Genomic DNA, 16,703 nt, shown 5'->3' with positions numbered 1-16,703 from the left:
TCCGGGAAATAGGTGCGGTGTGGCTACCAGGGTCCCGACCCTTCGCCGACGGCGTCCTCGACGCTGACGACGTGGTCGAGCGCGCTCGCGACGAGGTCGCGGGCGTCTTCGTCGACGCGCCCGTGGAACTCCCGGAGCGTGTGGCGGTGGCCCGAGAGCCGGCGCTGGTCGGGCGCACGGTCCCGCGCCGCGAGTTCTTCGAGCGTCTCGGCCTCCGCGTACAACTGATCCTCGATGTCGCCACCCTCGACGAGTTCCTCGGCGTCTCGAAGGCACTCCACGGCGGACAGCAGTTGCTCGCCGTTGCCGGTGTCGTCGCTCATGCTCGCGGCTTCGCCCGGTCGCGGCGAAAGCGTTGGGGCCGACTACTGGAGTTCGAGGACCCCGCCGTCGTCCGTGCCGACGAGGAGGGCATCCCGCACCGCAGCGAGGACGGTCACGCCGTTGGGTTCGCCGTACGTCCAGCGCGTCTCGCCTGTCTCCGCGTCGAGTGCGTACACGTTCCCGTCGCCGTGTTCGTTCCCAGCCTCGCCGACGTAGACGGTATCGTTCGCGACGACCGGCGGACAGAACCAGCCGGGTCGCTGGAACGACCAGCGTTCCTCGGCGGTGTCGACGTCGATGCCGTGTAGCGTTGAGGAGTCCGGAACGTTGTAGCCGTTCTCGGAGTCCCCGTACTGGATGGAGACGACGTACGCGCGGTCACCGTCGCTGGCAATGCTACCCGCGCTGTTCCCGAGTTCGACATAGTGCTCGCGGGTGCCGTCCGGCAAAACCACGTTCACGCCACAGGTCTCCGTCTGGAAGCAGGTGGTCTCTCCCGCGACGATGCGGTTACCGGTGACGACCGGCCTCGTCGGGCCGAACACGTCGCGAGACGTCCAGGCGCGTGTCGGCGCGTCCACGAGGACGCCCCGGAGCGCGCCTCGTGGCTCGTACGCAGCGAGGTTCGACGCACCGGCGAGCAGGTGGCGCCCGTCGAGCGCGGGGAAGGTGTCGGCGCCGGTTTCCACGCGCCATCGGCGACGGCCGGAGTCGAGTGCGTACGCGTCGAGCCGGTCGTCGACGCCGACGTACGCCGTCCGCTGGTCGACGAGCACGCCGTAGACCCGGCTCTCGACGTCGTGCCGCCACCGCAGCGCGCCGTTCGACGCCGCGAATGCGGCGACCATCCCGCGGCCGACCGCGACGACCACGTCCGGGCCGACGGCGATTCGGTACCCGCTCGCGGCCCGGTCCCAGCGCGGATGCTGGTCGCCGTCCGCGAACGCGTAGACGGCGTGGTCGGTGCCGACGTACAGGTGGCCGACGCCCGAGGCGAGCGCGTTCACGGCCCCGGCAACGTCGTAGGTCCACGCGAGACTTGGGTCCCCAGTTGGTGGGGACGCGTCCGGATTGTGGCCGGTGTTGCCATCGTCGTACCGCGGCTGTAGCCACGTCCCCTCGGGCGGGTCCAGCGGCGCCGGCGACCACGCACCGTATCGCGCCGCGCCGCCAGCGAGCAGGCCTGCTGCACCGAGCGCGCCGGTCTTCAACACGTCGCGTCTGGAGGGCATCGTCGACGGTTCGTCCGGCGCCGGCAAGTGTCTGTTGTCGGGTCGCACGCCGCTCGCGATAACGTGGTCCCCCTGCGGTCGCCCACGCCGCCGGTGGCGAGCCCCTGAAGTGTCCTCGCGCCTACTATCAGATAATGAGCGACGCCAGCGGTCCCCTCCAGCCGGACCGGCCGGAGGCCGACGTGCCGTTCCGCGTGGACGCGCCGTTCGACCCCGCGGGCGACCAGTCCGACGCCATCGAGCAGCTGGTCGAGGGGTTCGAGAACGGTGCCGACGCACAGACGCTGCTCGGGGTGACGGGCTCCGGGAAGACCAACACCGTCTCGTGGGTGGTCGAGGAGCTCCAGCAGCCGACGCTGGTCATCGCACACAACAAGACGCTCGCGGCCCAACTCTACGAGGAACTGCGGAACCTCTTCCCGGACAACGCCGTCGAGTACTTCGTCTCGTACTACAACTACTACCAGCCGGAGGCGTACGTCGAGCAGACGGACAAGTACATCGAGAAGGACGCCTCCATCAACGATGAAATCGACCGGCTGCGTCACTCTGCGACGCGCTCGCTGTTGACCCGGGACGATGTCATCGTCGTGGCGTCGGTCTCCGCGATTTACGGACTGGGTGACCCGGGCAACTACGAGGAGATGAGCCTCCGCCTCGAAGTCGGCCAGGAAATCGAGCGCGACGAACTGCTGGGGCGGCTCGTGGACCTGAACTACGAGCGCAACGACGTGGACTTCACGCAGGGCACGTTCCGCGTCCGCGGGGACACCGTCGAGGTGTTCCCGATGTACGGTCGCTACCCCGTGCGCGTGGAGTTCTGGGGCGAGGAGGTCGACCGAATGGCGAAACTCGACCCCCTCGAGGGAACCGTCGAGAGCGAGGAGCCCGCGGTCCTGTTCCACCCCGCGGAGCACTACTCGGTCCCCGAGGACGAGATGGAGGAAGCCATCGAGAAGATTCGGACGGACATGCACGAGCGCGTCCGGCACTTCGAGCGCAACGGCGACATGGTGGCCGCCCAGCGTATCGAGGAGCGCACCACGTTCGACCTCGAGATGATGGCGGAGGCGGGCTACTGTTCGGGCATCGAGAACTACTCGGTGTACCTCTCGGACCGCGAGCCCGGGGACGCGCCATACACACTCCTGGACTACTTCCCCGACGACTTCCTCACCGTCATCGACGAGTCCCACCGCACGGTCCCCCAAATCAAGGGCCAGTACGCGGGCGACAAGTCCCGGAAAGATAGTTTGGTAGAGAACGGCTTCCGGCTCCCGACGGCGTACGACAACCGCCCGCTGACGTTCGAGGAGTTCGAGGAGAAGACCGACCAGACGCTGTACGTCTCCGCGACGCCGGGCGACTACGAACGCGAGCGCTCCGACCAGGTCGTCGAGCAGATTGTTCGCCCGACGCACCTCGTCGACCCCGAAATCGACATCGCCGACGCCACGGGCCAGGTCGAGGACCTGATGGACCGTATCGACGACCGCGTCGCCAACGACGAGCGCGTGCTCGTGACGACGCTCACCAAGCGCATGGCCGAGGACCTCACGGAGTACCTCGAAGAAGCGGGCGTCGCCGTTGAGTACATGCACGACGAGACGGACACGCTCGAGCGCCACGAGCTCGTGCGCGGGCTCCGGCTCGGCGAGTACGACGTGCTCGTCGGTATCAACCTCCTGCGCGAAGGCCTGGACATCCCGGAGGTCTCGCTGGTCGCGATTCTGGACGCGGACCAGGAGGGGTTCCTGCGTTCGGAGACGAGTCTCGTCCAGACGATGGGACGTGCCGCCCGGAACGTCAACGGCGAGGTCGTGCTGTATGCCGACGAGCGCACGGACGCGATGCGGGACGCCATCGAGGAGACTCAGCGCCGCCGCCGCATCCAGCGCCAGTTCAACGAGGAGCACGGCACGACGCCGACGACCATCGACAAGGAGGTCGGCGACATGAATCTCCCCGGCGCGGAGACCGACACGTCCGACGTCGCCGGCGACGGCCCGAGCGACGAGCAGGAAGCCGCCATCCTCGTCGAGGACCTCGAAGAACGCATGGAAGCGGCCGCCAGCAACCTCGAATTCGAGCTCGCGGCGGACATCCGCGACCGCATCCGCGAAGTTCGCGAGGAGTACGACCTCGCCGGGGGCGACGAGGGCGAGGACGCGGGTGTCGCGCCTGAACCCGGCGAGTGGTAGCGGCCGGACGTCGCCCTGATTCCCCTCTCAGAGTCGACTCGTGATAGTTTCTGCAGTTGCCTCGCCCACGCCCTCCACGTCCCGCAAGTCCTCGACGGAGGCTTCGCGCACGCCCTTGACGCTCCCGAACCGCCGTAGCAGGCGCTTGCGGAGTTCCGGGCCGACGCCATCGACGTTGTCGAGTGTCGTCTCCACGTCGTCCCGGATCGTCTGATGGTAGGCGACCGCGAACCGGTGGGCTTCGTCGCGCACGCGCTGGAGGACGTGCAGTTGGGGTGCGCCGTCGGCCCAGTCGTACGTCCGGCGCTCCGTGATGACGACCTCCTCGTCCTTCGCCAGCGCGACCGCGGGCACGTCCCAGCCCGCGTCCGCGAGCGCTTCGCGCGCCGCGTCCAGTTGCCCCTCGCCGCCATCGATGAGGAGCAGGTCGGGGGCTGGGCGGTCGTCTCGTTCTTCGACCGCGCGGTCGGCGCGCCAGCGGAGCAGCCGGTACATGTTCGCGTAGTCGTCGTTCTCCTCGTCGAGTTTCTTCCGGCGGTAGTCGGACTTCTCGGCGCTCCCGTCCACGAAACAGACGTCGCTGCCGACCACGGCCTTCCCCTGCGCGTGGCTCACGTCGAAGCCCTCGATGCGGGTCGGCCGGTCGATGCCGAGCGCGTCCGCGAGCGCGCCGAGTTCGTCCCGCTCGCCGGAGCGCCGGTGGGCGTTCTTCAGCGCCAGGTCGACGAGCGTCGCCTCGCGGCCCGCGCCCGGCACCCGGACCTCGACGCCCGCCTCGTCGAGCCACGCCGCCACGTCGTCGTCGCCGTGGCGCTCGGGCAACAGCAGGCGGTCCGGGAGGTCGCGTTCCGCGTAGAACTGCACGAGGAACGCCGCCAGCACGTCCGCCGGACTCTCGTTCTCTGGTGCATCCAAGTGGTGCTGGTCACGCTCCACGAGCTGCCCGCGTTCGGCGTGCAGGCGCGCGACCGTCGCATCCTCGCCCTCCACAGCGACGCCGAGCACGTCCGTCGTCGCCGCGTCGTCGCCGCCCGCGACCGCCGCGCCCGCGCCGCCGTGGAACGCTTCGACGGCGTCCAGGCGGTCTCGGAGGTGCGCCGCGCGCTCGAAGTTCTGCGCTTGCGCGGCCTGCTCCATCGCGCGTTCGAGGGGGTCCGCGAGCGCACCCGTCTCCCCCTCGAAGAATCTGCGGGCGGACTCCACGTCAGCCGCGTAGTCGGCCTCGCCGATTTCGCCCGTGCAGGGCGCCGAACACAGCCCCATCTCGTAGTCGAGGCAGGGGCGCTCGCGGTTCCGGTACTTGTGGTCCGAGCAGCCGCGGAGCCCGTACACCTCCCGAATCGCCTTCACCACAATCTCGACGTCGCCCTTGTCCGTGTACGGGCCGTACGCCGCCGCGCCCTCGTCGGGGTCGCGGGTCACCTCGATGCGTGGGACGGCGTGGTCCGTGAATTGCACGAGCGGGTAGGACTTGTCGTCTTTGAGGCGGACGTTGTACCGCGGCTGGTGGCGCTTCACGAGGTTCGCTTCCAGCAGCAGCGCCTGCGTCTCCGTGTCCGTCACCGCGAAGTCGATGGCGTCCGCGCGCTCGACCATCCGCGCGATGCGCTCGCTGCGCGGGTCTGCGTACGACCGCACGCGGTCCCGGATGTCCACCGCCTTCCCGACGTAGAGGACGGTGTCGCCGTCGAGGAACTGGTAGACGCCGGGCTCCGTCGGCAGGTCGCTCGCGCGCTCCCGAACCGCGTCCGCGTCCATCGCTTCGAGGTACGGCCGCGGCGACTTTCAACTGCGCGGTCGCCGAACCGCCAGGCTTGAACCGAATGCCGCCGAACCCGCACCTATGCCCGAAACCGAGCGCGTCTGGCTGGTCTTCCGGGAGTACACCGACAAGGGGCTGCTCAACCTCGTCTACGCGACGCCAGAGGGTGACCGCGTGCTCCGCAAGCAGCGCTCGCTGAACGCCGGCGACCCCACCGCCGCCGTCGACGCCGACGTCGACGACCTCGAACCCGTCGAGGACCCCGAGGACCGCGAGCGCTACGGCCAGGAAGCCAGCCGGATGCGGGACTCCCACGACCCCGACGACCGCGTGTAGTTCGCAGCGGCTGCGGTCGGGAGCAAGACACTTCCCGCCGCACTGCGACGGCCCGACCATGCAGTCAGCCCTCCCCGTGGTGGTAGCGTGACGTGGCCGGTCGTCGCGCGCCGCGACCTCCGCGCCCTCCACGCCGACAACTCGCTGGCGGTGTTCGGCGGCTTCTTCGCGCTGCTGGCGGCCGTCCTCGCGTACGGTGCCACGAACGGCGCCGGCGTCACCCCGCTCCCGACCGCACTCGCGCTCCTGTTCATGTTTGCCGTGCCGCTGGCCGCCGGCACGCTCACCCACGAAGCTGTGCCGAGCGCCGTCGCCAGCGGTCGCGTCCGACTCACGCTCTCGCTGCCACACTCGCGCTCGACGTTCCTCGCTGGCGCGGGCGCTGCCCGCCTCACGACGACGCTCGTCGCCGTCGTCGCTGCAATCGTCGTCGCCACCGTCGTCTACGCGCTCCGCGGCGCGCCGGTGCCGGCGCTCCGGGTGCTCGCCGTGCTCGCGCTCGCCGCGCTGCTGGCCGCCGCGTTCGTCGCCGCGACGCTCGCGTTCACCGCACGCTCGACGTCCACGACGCTCGCCGCCGCGACCACCTTCGGCTTCTTCGCGCTCGCGCTGTTCTGGCCGATTGCGCTGAGCCTCGTGCGGGTCGTCCTCGCCGGCCAGTTCGGCGTGCAGGTGCGTCTCGGTCTCACGGACTCGCTCGTCGTCGCCAGCCCGCTGTACGCGTACGTGAACGCGCTCACCGTCGTCGGCATCGACCCGGTCGCGACGACCGGCTCCGTCCCCGACGGCGTCGGCGTCGCCGTGCTACTGGCCTGGACGTTGGTCGGGTTCGCGCTCGCGTCGCGCCGATTCGCCCGCATCGAACTCTGAGACGCCGGCGCGCGGTCGCTCGCGCTGCAAACCACCCCAATCGATTTAGGCGGTCGGCGAGACTTCCACCGCATGGCAGCAATCGAACTCGCTGGCGTCACCAAGCGATACGGTGACGTCACCGCCCTCCACGACCTCGACCTCCAGGTCCAGTCCGGGGAGATATACGGCTTCCTCGGGCCGAACGGCGCCGGGAAGTCGACCACCATCGACATCCTCCTGGATTTCGTGCGCCCGACCTCGGGCACCGCGACCGTGCTCGGTCACGACGCCCACGACGAGTCGCTGGCCATCCGCCAGCGCATCGGCGTCCTCCCCGAGGGGTTCCACGTCTACGAACGCCTCACCGCCCGCCAGCACCTCGAATTCGCCATCGAGTCGAAGGACGCCGACGACGACGTCGAAGCCCTGCTGGAGCGCGTCGGCATCCCGGAAGCCGCCGACCGGAAGGCTGGCGGCTTCTCGAAGGGGATGCAGCAGCGGCTCGCGCTCGCTATCGCCCTCGTCGGCGACCCCGACCTCCTCATTCTGGACGAGCCTTCGACGGGGCTGGACCCGAACGGCGCCCGCGAGATGCGCGAAATCATCACCGAGGAGGCCGCTCGGGGCGCGACCATCTTCTTCTCCAGTCACATCCTCGAACAGGTCGAAGCCGTCTGTGACCGCGTCGGCATCCTCCAGCAAGGCGAACTCGTCGCCCAGGACACCATCCGCGGGCTCCGCGAGGCTGCCGGCACGGGCGCGACGCTGACGGTCACCGTCAAAGCACTCACACCCGACATCGTCGAAGCCGTCGAGGACGTCCCCGGCGTCACGAGCGTGGACACCGACCGCGACGTGCTCACCGTGAGCGCCGACGACGCGTCCAAGACCGACATCCTCGACGCCATCGAAGCCGCTGGCGGGGAGGTCGTCGACTTCGCCACCCGGGAAGCGTCGCTGGACGACGTGTTCGCGGCGTACACGAACGACCGCGACGAGGAGGTGTCGGCATGAGCTGGCCGGCAATCGCGCGCAAGGACTTCCACGACGCCGCGCGCTCGAAGGCGCTGTGGGCGCTCACCGCGCTGTTCGTGCTGTTCATGGCCGGCGTCGCGTACGTCTACACGCTCCTCCAGAGCGGCGGGCAGGGCGGCGGGGAGTTGGAGACGATCGGCCTCATTTTCTTCCTGCTCAGCCCGGTGACGCTGCTCATCCCGCTGACCGCGCTCGTGATGTCCCACAAGGCCATCGCGGGCGAAGTCGAGTCCGGGAGCGCGAAGTTCCTGCTGTCGCTGCCCCACACCCGCCGCGACGCCATCGTCGGGAAAGTCGTCGGTCGTGGCGCAGTCCTCGGCGTCTCCGTCGTCGTCGGGCTCGTCGTGGCGGCCGTCGTCACGGTCGCGCTCTACGACAGCTTCGACGCGCTGGCGTTCCTCGGCTTCTCGGCGCTCACGGTGCTGCTCGCGGTGCTGTACACCGCCATCGGCGTCGGGCTCTCCGCGACCACACAGGACTCCGGGCGCGCCACCATCGTCGCCGCAGCGTTCTTCGTCGTCTTCGAGGTCGCGTGGGGCGCCGTCGTCAGCGGTGTCTACTACCTCCTGAACGGCACCTTCGGGCCCATGAGCGCCGGCTCGGTTCCGGACTGGTACCTCCTGTTGAACCGCGTCCCGCCGTCCTCGGCGTTCACGAACGCCGTCTTCCAGTTCCTCCCCGGGCAGTCCACGCTCGTTGCCCAGCTGTTCCCGCAGAATCCCCCCATCTACCTCTCGAAGTGGGCCGCGCTCGCGACGATGTTCGCGTGGCTCGTCGTCGTCCCCGCGCTCGGCTACTACGTTTTCGAGCGCGCGGACCTCTAGGGCACGTACCGGTACCGCCGCGTCTGCTCGCCGTCGAAGCGCGGTCCCGCCCCGGCGTCCTCGAAGCCCTCGTTCAACAGGATGTCGCCGAGTTCGTCACCCTCGACCAGCACGGCCTCCACCGCGAGCCCCTCGTGGGCCGCGAAGTCGCGGGGGCCGTCCAGCAGTTCGCCGAGCGTCTCCGGGTCGCCCGCCAGTCGCGTGACGTGGACGGCGCCGCGCCACGCGTCGAACGCGACGAACCCCGCGAGCCCGTCGTCGTTCTCCGCGACGCGTACCGTGCGGTCCCTGACGAGGCGCGCGGCGTCGAGGTCGTCGTCGGCGAGCGCGTCCAGCGCGGCCGCGTCCTCGGCCGTCGCGTCACGAACGTTCATACCCTCAAGTACGCGAGCGACCAACTTAACGCCGCGGCCGCGAGAACGGCAACCGTTTCGTGCATGCAAGCAGTTATCACCGCCCGCGTCCCTACGACCCGGCTATGAGCACGGCTCCGATGACCGGTGGGAAGCGATGCGCGTAGTCGCGAAGTTCGGCGGCACTAGTCTCGGGAGCGGCGACCGCATCGAGCGGGCCGCCGACTCCATCGCAGACGCGGTCGCCGCCGGCCACGAACTGGCGGTCGTCGCGTCGGCGATGGGGAACACGACCGACGAACTCCTCGACGACATCACGTTCGACGCCGACGATGCCGACCGCGCGGAAATCGTCTCGATGGGCGAACGCACGTCGGTGCGGATGCTGAAGGCGGCGCTGACCGCCCGCGGCGTCGACGCCGTCTTCCTCGAACCCGGCCACCCCGACTGGCCGGTCGTCGCCAACGACCGCGGCGAAGTCGACGTCGAGGAGACGAAGAAACGCGTCGAAGCGCTCGCCGAGGACCTCGACGAGGTCGTCCCCGTCATCACGGGCTTCCTCGCCGAGGACCACGAGGGCAACGTGACGACGCTCGGGCGCGGCGGCAGCGACACCACTGCCGTGATGCTCGGCCGGTACGCCAACGCCGACGAGGTCGTCATCGTCACCGACGTCGAGGGCGTCATGACCGGCGACCCCCACGTCGTCGAGGGCGCGCGCAACGTCGGCGAAATCACCGTCGACGAACTCCGCAACCTCTCCTTCCGCGGTGCCGAGGTGGTCGCCCCCTCCGCCCTCTCGTTCAAGGACGACGACCTCGACGTCCGCGTCATTCACTACCAGCACGGCGACCTGCTCTCGGGTGGCACGAAAATCGAGGGCCAGTTCGAGAACATGATCGACATGCGGGACACGCCGCTGGCGTGTCTCACCGTCGCCGGGCGCGCCATCCGCAACCGCCCCGGCATCATGTCGACGCTGTCGACCGCGCTCCACGACAGCGACATCAACGTCGACGCGGTCGCCTCCGGCATGGACTCGATGACGTTCTACGTCGACGAGGGCGTCGCCGAGCGCGCCGAGAACGTCCTCCACAGCGAGGTCATCGAGGTCGGCGAACTCTCCTCGGTCACCGTCCGCGACGAGGTTGCGGTCATTCGCGTGCTGGGCGGCGAACTTCCGAACCAGCCGGGCGTCCTCCGGCGCATCGTCGACCCCATCGCGGAGGCCGGCATCAACGTCATCGACATCATCTCCAGCGCCACCTCCGTGGCCGTCTTCGTCGACTGGGACGACCGCGAGAAGACCCTGGACATCGTCCAGGACCACTTCAGTTCCTAATCACCGACCGTCCGCGAGTCGCTCGGCGGTCGCGTCCGGCAACCCCGCGTCCCGCACTGCCTCTGCGACGCGGTCGACGTCGTATTCGACGCGGTGTTCTTCGACCGTCGCTTCCTCGACGTCCAGCACCGCGTACGCCGCACGCGGGTCGCGGTCCCGCGGCTGGCCGACGCTCCCCGGGTTCAGCACGACGCCCTCGTCGTAGACCTCGTGGTGCTGGACGTGCGTGTGCCCGAGAATCAGGACGTCCTCGTCGCCGAGCAGGTGCGGACCGAACGCCTCCGGGTACGTGTAGCGGTCCTGTACCTCGGGATGGTCGTGGACGACCTTCACGCGCCCGTCGAACAGCGTCCGCTCGCGGGGGAGTCGTTCGACCCAGCCGCGCTGGACGTCGTTCAACTCCCGCTTGGCGTGTCTCACGCCCGCCTGTGCCATCCCGTTCCCGCCGAAGTTCCGGTCGGTCGCCACCATCCGGTCGTGGTTTCCCATCACCGTCGGGACGTCGCGCTCGCGGAGCGCGTCCACGCACTCCGCGGGCCACGGGTTGTAGCCGACGACGTCGCCGGCGCAGACGAGCGCGTCCACGGCCGGCAGGTCGTCGAACACTGCCTCCAGCGCGACCAGATTCGAGTGGATATCGGAGACGACGCCGACCTTCATGGCTGCCGGTCGGTGCCGGTCGCCCTTAGTTCTCGGGCCCGTTCTCGATTGCCGTCGCGTAGCCGTCGCCGTCGCGCACGACGCCGACCGCACAGACCGCGTGCTCGAACGCCGCGCTGTACGCCTCCGCAGCCACTTCGCTGGCGGTGTCGGCCTCGAAACCGATTGGCTCCGGGCTGTCCTTCTCGTAGGTCGCGACGAGCGTCGGCTCGTCGACGGCCTCCACGAGCAGCGCGTCCTTCCGCACGGTCCCAAGGAACGCGTCGCGGTCGGGCGTCAGCACGCCCGCGATGCGGGGTGTGTCGTAGTCGTCTTTCTCGTAGTCGAGCGCGAGCAGCGACGCCGCGAGCGCGTCCCGCGCCGGGTAGCCCAGGCCGAGTTTCTCCGTAATCGGGTCGACGTGGCTGCCGTTCCCGACGACCGCGTGGCCCGCTGCCGTCCGGTAGCAGTTGTACGACACGTAGGGGTTGTCCGTCTCCGGCGCGTCCGGCGTGGGCGCGACCGTCAGCGCATCCTCGCGCTCGACCACCTGGCGGTTCGGGAACGACCGCGAGGACACTCGATACGCTGCCACGTCCGGACCGACGACGACGAACCGTCCGACGTACATACGAGAACGTGCATTCTCGGGCGGCAAATAGGCGTCGAACTACACACGTTCGCGGTGTCGGCGCGACGCGGCGTCACGGCTGCTCGGCGCGTCTCCGTCGTCGGGGTTCGCAACACTCATAAGCCACAGTCGCCTTCTATCGTGTGCGAGCAGTCCATTGGGGTAGTGGCCAATCCTGAAGCCTTCTGGGGGCTTCGACCCTGGTTCGAATCCAGGATGGACTATTCTACTTCGACACTCGACTTCGTAGCGGCGCGTTCGCTTCACGTTCCAAACTTTCACCCGCAGATAGCCGAACGAATCCAACCACAACGCCACTAAGCGAGGCGTCCGTACCCTCGTACATGAGCGTCGTCGACACGCTCGCGGAGGGACTCCGGCTCGGCGGGGAGATGTTCTGGGAGACGTGGTGGGCGCTCGTGCTCGGGTTCACCATCGCGGGTGCCGTCGAGACGTTCGTCAGCGAGGAGCGGATGTCCCGGGTGCTCGGCGGGTCTGGCCTACGCGAGCTCGGCCTCGGCACGCTGTTCGGCGCGGCGTCGTCGTCGTGTTCGTTCGGCGCGGTCGCGACGACGAAGAGCCTCTTCAAGAAGGGCGCGTCGCCGATAGCGAGTCTGGCGGCGTTCCAGTTCGCGTCCACGAACCTCGTCATCGAGCTCGGGCTCGTGATGTGGATTCTGCTCGGCTGGGAGTTCGTGCTCGCGGACTACGCCGCCGGCCTGTTGCTCATCGTGCTGCTCGCCGCCGTCTTCCAGTACGTCGTGCCCGAGGAGTGGTTCGCGGCCGCCCGCGACCACGTCCAGTCGACGGAGGGCGTCCGCGACCCGGTCTGTGGGATGGACGTCGACCCGACCAGCGACGACGTCGTCACGCTGGAGGCCGACTCGGGGACCGAGTACTTCTGCTCGGAGTCCTGCAAGCGCACGTATCGCGACGAACGGGAGGCCGGTGAGCGCCAGCCCAGTCTCGCGACCCGGCAGGGCTGGCGGCTCGCCGCGAAGAACGCGGTCGGCGAGTGGAAGATGCTGTGGACGGACATCGTCGCCGGGTTCCTCGTCGCGGGGCTCATCGGCGCGTTCGTGCCGCGCGCGTGGTGGACGACGCTGTTCGACGTCGGCGCGCAGGGGTCGTTCACGTGGGTCGCCGCGAGCGCGATAATCGGCGTCACGGTCGGCGTCGTGACGTTCGTCTGCTCGGTGGGGAACGTCCCGTTCGCGGTCATCCTCTGGAGCAACGGCATCGCGTTCGGCGGCGTCATGTCGTTCATCTTCGCGGACCTTATCGTCCCGACCATCACCGACGCCTACCGGCGGTACTACGGGCTGCGGATGGCGGCGGTGCTGTTCGTCGGCATCTTCGTGACGGCCGTCGTCTCCGGCATCGTCATTCACTACGCGTGGCACGGGCTCGAACTCGTCCCGCAACCGGGTGAAGTCGGCGGCACCGCACCGTCCGGCTACACGCGCTACCTGAACGCGGCGTTCACGCTGGTGTTGCTCGCGCAGCTCTACCTGATGTACGGCACGAGCGCCGACGAAGAAGCCGAGGGGGCGCACGCGCACTGACAGCGACGGCCGCGTTACTGGTCGGCGGGCGGTGCTGCGGTCTCGGGGTCGGCGTCCGTGTCGGCCGCGTCGACGTGCTCGTACTCCTCGCGGAACTCGCCGATGAGCTGGCCCATCTTCGCGTACCAGTCGTTGAGCATGCGCTGCATCTCGTCGGCGATCTCGTCGGGGTCGGCGGGCTCGTAGACGTGGTAGTAGCCGCCGTGGTCGTAGTTCACCTGGTGCTTCTCGACGAGGTCGGCGTCCATCAGCCGCTGGACCGACCGGTAGGCCGTCGAGCGCTCGCGGTCGATGCGGTCGCTGACTTCGTCGACGGTCAGCGGCTCGCCCGTCTCGACGAGCAGCCCGAACACGCGCCGGTCGAGGTCGCGGAGCCCGTGGAAACATTCGAGGAGCCCCTCGCACTCCATGTCCCGCTGGAGGTAGTCGCGCATCGAATCTGGCATCTCGGCGGGAAGTACGCCGCTGAGCCGTAAAAAGGTTTGTAGCGACCCTGCAATACCGTCAGTCGCGGCTCCGCCAGTACCCCTGTGTGTACGCCCCGAGGACCATCCCCGCGACGCCCCACAGAATCGGGAGGTTGCCGATGCCGAGGCTGGCGTACGCCGCGCCCGGGCAGATGCCCGAGATTCCCCAGCCGACCCCGAACACCGCGCCGCCGCCGACGACGTTCCGGTCGAGGTCCTTCAGCCGACGCGAGTACCTCGTTCCCGTCACCGGTGCGCGGTCGAGGTACCGCGTCGCGACGAAAAAGGACAGCCCGGAGACGATGGCCGCGCCGCCCATCACGAAGACGAGCCCGAGGTCCTCCAACTGGAGGAAGTCCAGGACGACTTCGGGTTTCGCCATCTCACTGAGCGCCAGCCCGAACCCGAACACGAGCCCGCCCAGCAGCACGACGGCCAGCACCCACGGACTGCGTTCGCTCCCGTCGGTCACTTCATCCTCGCGGCTCACGGCGACACCCCCACAGCCTGCACCAGTTGCGCCGTCCCGATGGCGACGCCGAGGAACGTCACGACGTTCACGAGCGAGGCGTTGGACAGCGACCCGACGCCGCAGACGCCGTGGCCCGACGTGCACCCCTTCCCGACGCGGGTGCCGACGCCGACGAGCACGCCGCCGCCGAGCAGCCGCCACCACTGGACGTCAGTCGTCCACGCGCCGCTCCCGGAGACGAGCGTGTAGACGGCGGCGCCGGCGACGATGCCGACGGTGAACACGACGCGCCAGTCCCGCGAGCGCACGTACTTCCCGCGGTTGAACCGCGAGACGTCGGAGACGTACGACAGCGTGGATTCGAGGAACGTGCTCGCGCCCGCGATGATGCCGGTACCGAAGTAGATGATGGCGGCCCCCAATCCGACGAGCAGGCCGCCAGCGAGATACTGCGCGATGCCGCGCGGGAACAGGTCGACGGCAACGAGTGCGCCCGCCATCTACTCGGCCGCCTCCCCGCTGGCCGCGCAGTTGTTCGGCCCGAGTTCGAGCGTGAACGCCACGTCGTCGTCGGGCGCGCGCTCGCCGAGGTTCGTCGCGACGATGTCCTCGTGGTTCGCGGGTCGCGGCGGCATGTCGGTGGTGACGAATTCGACGAACGCCTCGCGGTCCAGCGAGAGCGCGTCCACACGGTCGATGATTTCGCCGAGTTGCGCGGTGTACGTGTCGCCCTCGCGCCGCACCGCGCCGTCGCCGTAGTGGGCGGGCGCGACGAGCGTCTCGTCGTCGTGCGCGAGCACGCGCTCGTGGAGCGTGTCGTACAGCGTCTCCGCGGCCTCGCGGGCGGCCTCCGGGTCTTCGAGGTCGGGGCGCGCGACGCTCTCGGTGAACAGGCCGTCGCCCGTGAACAGGACGTCGTCGACGCGGTACGCCGTCATCCCGGTCGTGTGGCCGGGCGTGTGGACGGCCTCGATGGTCGCGTCGCCGACCGTCAGTTCGTCGCCGTCCGCGACAGTCTCGAACGGCGCCTCGTAGTCGACACCGCGCGCGGCGGCCGGTTCGGGAAGGACTGCCGTCGCGCCGGTCGCTGCGGCGAGTTCCCGGATGCCCGAGACGTGGTCGGCGTGAACGTGCGTGTCGACGGCGTACTTGATGCTGATGCCGCGCTCGCGAGCGTCTTCGACGTACGCGTCGGTGAACGCGCGTAGCGGGTCGACGACTGCGCCCTCACCGTTCGAGGCGACGAGGTACGCGAGACAGCCGCTGGACGGCCGGCGGTACTGCACGACAGTCGCGTCGCCGTTCGTCTCGACTTCGCGGGACTCGTAGACGCGCGCCCAGCCGCGCATGCCGTCGGCGAGCTGTTCGGCGTCGTAGCCCGCGTCGAGCAGGCGACCCGCGACGAAGTCGCTCGACGCGCCCTTCGCACAGACCACCGTGACCGTGCGGTCGTCGGGCAGTGCTGCAAGGCTGTCTTCGGGGAGTCCGTCGAGGAATTCGAAGTACGGGACGTTCAGCGACTCGACGCCGCTGTCGATGTGCCACTCCTCGTAGTTGCTGGCCGCACGCACGTCGAGGACGAAGACGTCCTCGTCGGCGTCGATGCGGAACTTCAGTTCGCTCGGCGCGACGCTGTCGGGGCTCGCGTCGGTCGCCGGGAAGTCTTCGGGTTTCATCTCGGCCGTGGCTACCGGACGCTCACGAATAAACCTTCGCGTAGACGAGTGTATATGATACAATACTATGCCCCAACAGAACTTCAGAAATACGCTTTTGCACCTTCTGTGGCTGTTTTGATATTGTCTTATTGCTTCACTACTGGATTTCTACCGACGAGTTTTTCCCTGACCAGTCGGTATTGCAGGCCGAGCACAATCATGGATGCAGACGAGACCCTCGACGCGACCGGACTGAGCTGTCCGATGCCAGTGGTCAAGACCAAGCAGGCGACCGACGACCTCGCGGTCGGCGACGTCCTCGAAGTGCGCGCGACCGACCCCGGGAGTGTCAGCGACCTCGCCGGGTGGGCCGACGGTACCAGCGGCGTCGAACTCCTCGACCAGACTGAGGACGGTGACGTCTACACGCACTACGTCCGCCGGACGGAACGATGAGCGCGGAGTCACCCGAACCCACGCGCGAGGAACTCGCGGCGCGCGTCGCCGACCTCGAAGCCCGTCTCGACGACGGCGACGACGCTGACGAGGACCAGCCGAAACTGAGCATTATCGCCACGAAGGGCACGCTCGACATGGCGTACCCGCCGCTCATCCTCGCGACCACGGCCGCCGCCTTCGACTGGGACGTCACCGTCTTCCACACGTTCTGGGGACTGGATATCCTCCACGAGGAGCGCGCCGACAGCCTCGAACTGAGCGCCGTCGGCAACCCGAACCTCCCAGTGCCCAACGCTGTCGCGGCGCTGCCCGGGATGGACCGCGTGACCACGCACATGCTGGAGCGCAAACTCGACGCCAACGGCACCGCTTCGGTCGCCGACCTCCTCGAGACGGGCATCGAGATGGGCGTGGAGTTCCAGGCCTGCCAGATGACCATCGACCTGCTGGACTACGACGCCGACGACTTCTACGACGGGGTCACCGTCGGCGTCGGCGCCGCCACCGCGCTCCGAGACATGGCCGACGCGGACGTCCAACTACTCGTCTGA

At 68.8% G+C, this 16,703-nt stretch carries 19 protein-coding genes and 1 tRNA gene; 10 read left to right on the top strand and 10 right to left on the bottom strand.

Going from position 1 to position 16,703, the window contains the following annotated elements:
- Positions 1 to 23 precede the first annotated feature (23 nt).
- Together LPA44_RS03895 and LPA44_RS03890 are read right to left on the bottom strand one after the other, a co-directional pair.
- Positions 24 to 323, bottom strand: coding sequence for a DUF7553 family protein (locus LPA44_RS03895; RefSeq protein WP_230888272.1), 300 nt, complete (start codon positions 321 to 323; stop codon positions 24 to 26).
- Positions 324 to 365: 42 nt separating this feature from the next.
- Positions 366 to 1,556, bottom strand: coding sequence for an outer membrane protein assembly factor BamB family protein (locus tag LPA44_RS03890; protein ID WP_230888271.1), 1,191 nt, complete (start codon positions 1,554 to 1,556; stop codon positions 366 to 368).
- A gap of 134 nt (positions 1,557 to 1,690) precedes the next feature.
- Between LPA44_RS03890 and uvrB the strand changes: the two genes are divergently transcribed.
- Positions 1,691 to 3,757, top strand: coding sequence for an excinuclease ABC subunit UvrB (gene uvrB, locus LPA44_RS03885; protein ID WP_230888270.1), 2,067 nt, complete (start codon positions 1,691 to 1,693; stop codon positions 3,755 to 3,757).
- A 27-nt stretch (positions 3,758 to 3,784) separates the two neighbouring features.
- Here the strand turns inward: uvrB and LPA44_RS03880 are convergent, their stop codons facing one another.
- A complete protein-coding gene (locus LPA44_RS03880) occupies positions 3,785 to 5,515 on the bottom strand; it encodes an excinuclease ABC subunit C (RefSeq protein WP_230888269.1) in 1,731 nt (576 codons plus the stop codon).
- 85 nt (positions 5,516 to 5,600) lie between these two features.
- Between LPA44_RS03880 and LPA44_RS03875 the strand changes: the two genes are divergently transcribed.
- The 4 genes from LPA44_RS03875 to LPA44_RS03860 all read left to right on the top strand — a co-directional run bounded on the left by LPA44_RS03875 (position 5,601) and on the right by LPA44_RS03860 (position 8,566).
- Positions 5,601 to 5,855 carry a hypothetical protein gene (locus tag LPA44_RS03875; protein ID WP_230888268.1) on the top strand — a complete coding sequence of 85 codons (255 nt, stop codon included), beginning with the start codon at positions 5,601 to 5,603 and terminating at the stop codon, positions 5,853 to 5,855.
- Positions 5,856 to 5,942: 87 nt separating this feature from the next.
- Positions 5,943 to 6,725 carry an ABC transporter permease subunit gene (locus tag LPA44_RS03870; protein WP_230888267.1) on the top strand — a complete coding sequence of 261 codons (783 nt, stop codon included), beginning with the start codon at positions 5,943 to 5,945 and terminating at the stop codon, positions 6,723 to 6,725.
- 72 nt (positions 6,726 to 6,797) lie between these two features.
- Complete coding sequence (locus tag LPA44_RS03865) at positions 6,798 to 7,721, top strand: ABC transporter ATP-binding protein (protein WP_230888266.1); 924 nt, start codon at positions 6,798 to 6,800, stop codon at positions 7,719 to 7,721.
- Positions 7,718 to 8,566 (top strand): ABC transporter permease, encoded by an 849-nt coding sequence (locus LPA44_RS03860; protein ID WP_230888265.1) that lies wholly within the window; start codon positions 7,718 to 7,720, stop codon positions 8,564 to 8,566. Before LPA44_RS03865 ends, LPA44_RS03860 begins: the two co-directional genes overlap by 4 nt.
- On the opposite strand, the gene LPA44_RS03855 is transcribed toward LPA44_RS03860, so the two are convergent.
- Positions 8,563 to 8,940, bottom strand: coding sequence for a hypothetical protein (locus LPA44_RS03855; protein ID WP_230888264.1), 378 nt, complete (start codon positions 8,938 to 8,940; stop codon positions 8,563 to 8,565). The genes LPA44_RS03860 and LPA44_RS03855 overlap by 4 nt on opposite strands.
- 136 nt (positions 8,941 to 9,076) lie before the next feature.
- Here LPA44_RS03855 and LPA44_RS03850 point away from each other — a divergent pair, with 136 nt between their 5' ends.
- Entirely contained in the window at positions 9,077 to 10,261 is a 1,185-nt protein-coding gene (locus LPA44_RS03850) for an aspartate kinase (protein ID WP_230888263.1), read from the top strand.
- Here the strand turns inward: LPA44_RS03850 and LPA44_RS03845 are convergent, their stop codons facing one another.
- Together LPA44_RS03845 and LPA44_RS03840 are read right to left on the bottom strand one after the other, a co-directional pair.
- Positions 10,262 to 10,921: a metallophosphoesterase family protein gene (locus LPA44_RS03845; RefSeq protein ID WP_230888262.1), complete on the bottom strand. Its 660-nt coding sequence runs from the start codon at positions 10,919 to 10,921 to the stop codon at positions 10,262 to 10,264.
- Between the two features lie 25 nt (positions 10,922 to 10,946).
- On the bottom strand, positions 10,947 to 11,531 hold the full coding sequence (locus tag LPA44_RS03840; protein ID WP_230888261.1) for an IMP cyclohydrolase: 585 nt from the start codon (positions 11,529 to 11,531) through the stop codon (positions 10,947 to 10,949).
- A 151-nt stretch (positions 11,532 to 11,682) separates the two neighbouring features.
- Here LPA44_RS03840 and LPA44_RS03835 point away from each other — a divergent pair.
- Both LPA44_RS03835 and LPA44_RS03830 read left to right on the top strand, forming a co-directional pair.
- A tRNA-Gln gene (locus LPA44_RS03835) sits at positions 11,683 to 11,755 on the top strand.
- Between the two features lie 120 nt (positions 11,756 to 11,875).
- Complete coding sequence (locus LPA44_RS03830) at positions 11,876 to 13,096, top strand: permease (RefSeq protein WP_230888260.1); 1,221 nt, start codon at positions 11,876 to 11,878, stop codon at positions 13,094 to 13,096.
- A 14-nt stretch (positions 13,097 to 13,110) separates the two neighbouring features.
- On the opposite strand, the gene LPA44_RS03825 is transcribed toward LPA44_RS03830, so the two are convergent.
- Genes LPA44_RS03825 through LPA44_RS03810 form a run of 4 tightly spaced genes read right to left on the bottom strand, consistent with a single transcriptional unit; the run spans position 13,111 to position 15,711 of the window.
- The gene (locus LPA44_RS03825) at positions 13,111 to 13,542 is read right to left on the bottom strand and encodes a helix-turn-helix domain-containing protein (protein WP_230888259.1); all 432 of its coding nucleotides are present in this window, start codon (positions 13,540 to 13,542) and stop codon (positions 13,111 to 13,113) included.
- Between the two features lie 58 nt (positions 13,543 to 13,600).
- Entirely contained in the window at positions 13,601 to 14,035 is a 435-nt protein-coding gene (locus LPA44_RS03820; protein WP_230888305.1) for a DUF6691 family protein, read from the bottom strand.
- A gap of 14 nt (positions 14,036 to 14,049) precedes the next feature.
- Positions 14,050 to 14,535 carry a YeeE/YedE family protein gene (locus LPA44_RS03815; RefSeq protein WP_230888258.1) on the bottom strand — a complete coding sequence of 162 codons (486 nt, stop codon included), beginning with the start codon at positions 14,533 to 14,535 and terminating at the stop codon, positions 14,050 to 14,052.
- Positions 14,536 to 15,711 (bottom strand): MBL fold metallo-hydrolase, encoded by a 1,176-nt coding sequence (locus LPA44_RS03810; protein ID WP_230888257.1) that lies wholly within the window; start codon positions 15,709 to 15,711, stop codon positions 14,536 to 14,538.
- A gap of 201 nt (positions 15,712 to 15,912) precedes the next feature.
- On the opposite strand from LPA44_RS03810, the gene LPA44_RS03805 reads away from it, so the two are divergent.
- Together LPA44_RS03805 and LPA44_RS03800 are read left to right on the top strand one after the other, a co-directional pair.
- The gene (locus LPA44_RS03805) at positions 15,913 to 16,149 is read left to right on the top strand and encodes a sulfurtransferase TusA family protein (protein ID WP_230888256.1); all 237 of its coding nucleotides are present in this window, start codon (positions 15,913 to 15,915) and stop codon (positions 16,147 to 16,149) included.
- Positions 16,146 to 16,703, top strand: coding sequence for a DsrE/DsrF/DrsH-like family protein (locus LPA44_RS03800; protein ID WP_230888255.1), 558 nt, complete (start codon positions 16,146 to 16,148; stop codon positions 16,701 to 16,703). The genes LPA44_RS03805 and LPA44_RS03800 overlap by 4 nt, the downstream gene beginning before the upstream one ends.

It is taken from the genome of Halobacterium sp. KA-4, assembly GCF_021028995.1.
Lineage (GTDB): Archaea > Halobacteriota > Halobacteria > Halobacteriales > Halobacteriaceae > Halobacterium.
Note: the sequence above shows the minus strand (reverse complement) of the source record. Positions and strands in the feature narration are given on the sequence as shown.

Bases quoted from the DNA above. Each gene is read 5' to 3' on its own strand.
- LPA44_RS03895 (WP_230888272.1), bottom strand. From the start codon at position 323: ATGAGCGACGACACCGGCAACGGCGAGCAACTGCTGTCCGCCGTGGAG.
- LPA44_RS03890 (WP_230888271.1), bottom strand. From the start codon at position 1,556: ATGCCCTCCAGACGCGACGTGTTGAAGACCGGCGCGCTCGGTGCAGCA.
- uvrB (WP_230888270.1), top strand. From the start codon at position 1,691: ATGAGCGACGCCAGCGGTCCCCTCCAGCCGGACCGGCCGGAGGCCGAC.
- LPA44_RS03880 (WP_230888269.1), bottom strand. From the start codon at position 5,515: ATGGACGCGGACGCGGTTCGGGAGCGCGCGAGCGACCTGCCGACGGAG.
- LPA44_RS03875 (WP_230888268.1), top strand. From the start codon at position 5,601: ATGCCCGAAACCGAGCGCGTCTGGCTGGTCTTCCGGGAGTACACCGAC.
- LPA44_RS03865 (WP_230888266.1), top strand. From the start codon at position 6,798: ATGGCAGCAATCGAACTCGCTGGCGTCACCAAGCGATACGGTGACGTC.
- LPA44_RS03860 (WP_230888265.1), top strand. From the start codon at position 7,718: ATGAGCTGGCCGGCAATCGCGCGCAAGGACTTCCACGACGCCGCGCGC.
- LPA44_RS03855 (WP_230888264.1), bottom strand. From the start codon at position 8,940: ATGAACGTTCGTGACGCGACGGCCGAGGACGCGGCCGCGCTGGACGCG.
- LPA44_RS03850 (WP_230888263.1), top strand. From the start codon at position 9,077: ATGCGCGTAGTCGCGAAGTTCGGCGGCACTAGTCTCGGGAGCGGCGAC.
- LPA44_RS03845 (WP_230888262.1), bottom strand. From the start codon at position 10,921: ATGAAGGTCGGCGTCGTCTCCGATATCCACTCGAATCTGGTCGCGCTG.
- LPA44_RS03840 (WP_230888261.1), bottom strand. From the start codon at position 11,531: ATGTACGTCGGACGGTTCGTCGTCGTCGGTCCGGACGTGGCAGCGTAT.
- LPA44_RS03830 (WP_230888260.1), top strand. From the start codon at position 11,876: ATGAGCGTCGTCGACACGCTCGCGGAGGGACTCCGGCTCGGCGGGGAG.
- LPA44_RS03825 (WP_230888259.1), bottom strand. From the start codon at position 13,542: ATGCCAGATTCGATGCGCGACTACCTCCAGCGGGACATGGAGTGCGAG.
- LPA44_RS03815 (WP_230888258.1), bottom strand. From the start codon at position 14,535: ATGGCGGGCGCACTCGTTGCCGTCGACCTGTTCCCGCGCGGCATCGCG.
- LPA44_RS03810 (WP_230888257.1), bottom strand. From the start codon at position 15,711: ATGAAACCCGAAGACTTCCCGGCGACCGACGCGAGCCCCGACAGCGTC.
- LPA44_RS03805 (WP_230888256.1), top strand. From the start codon at position 15,913: ATGGATGCAGACGAGACCCTCGACGCGACCGGACTGAGCTGTCCGATG.
- LPA44_RS03800 (WP_230888255.1), top strand. From the start codon at position 16,146: ATGAGCGCGGAGTCACCCGAACCCACGCGCGAGGAACTCGCGGCGCGC.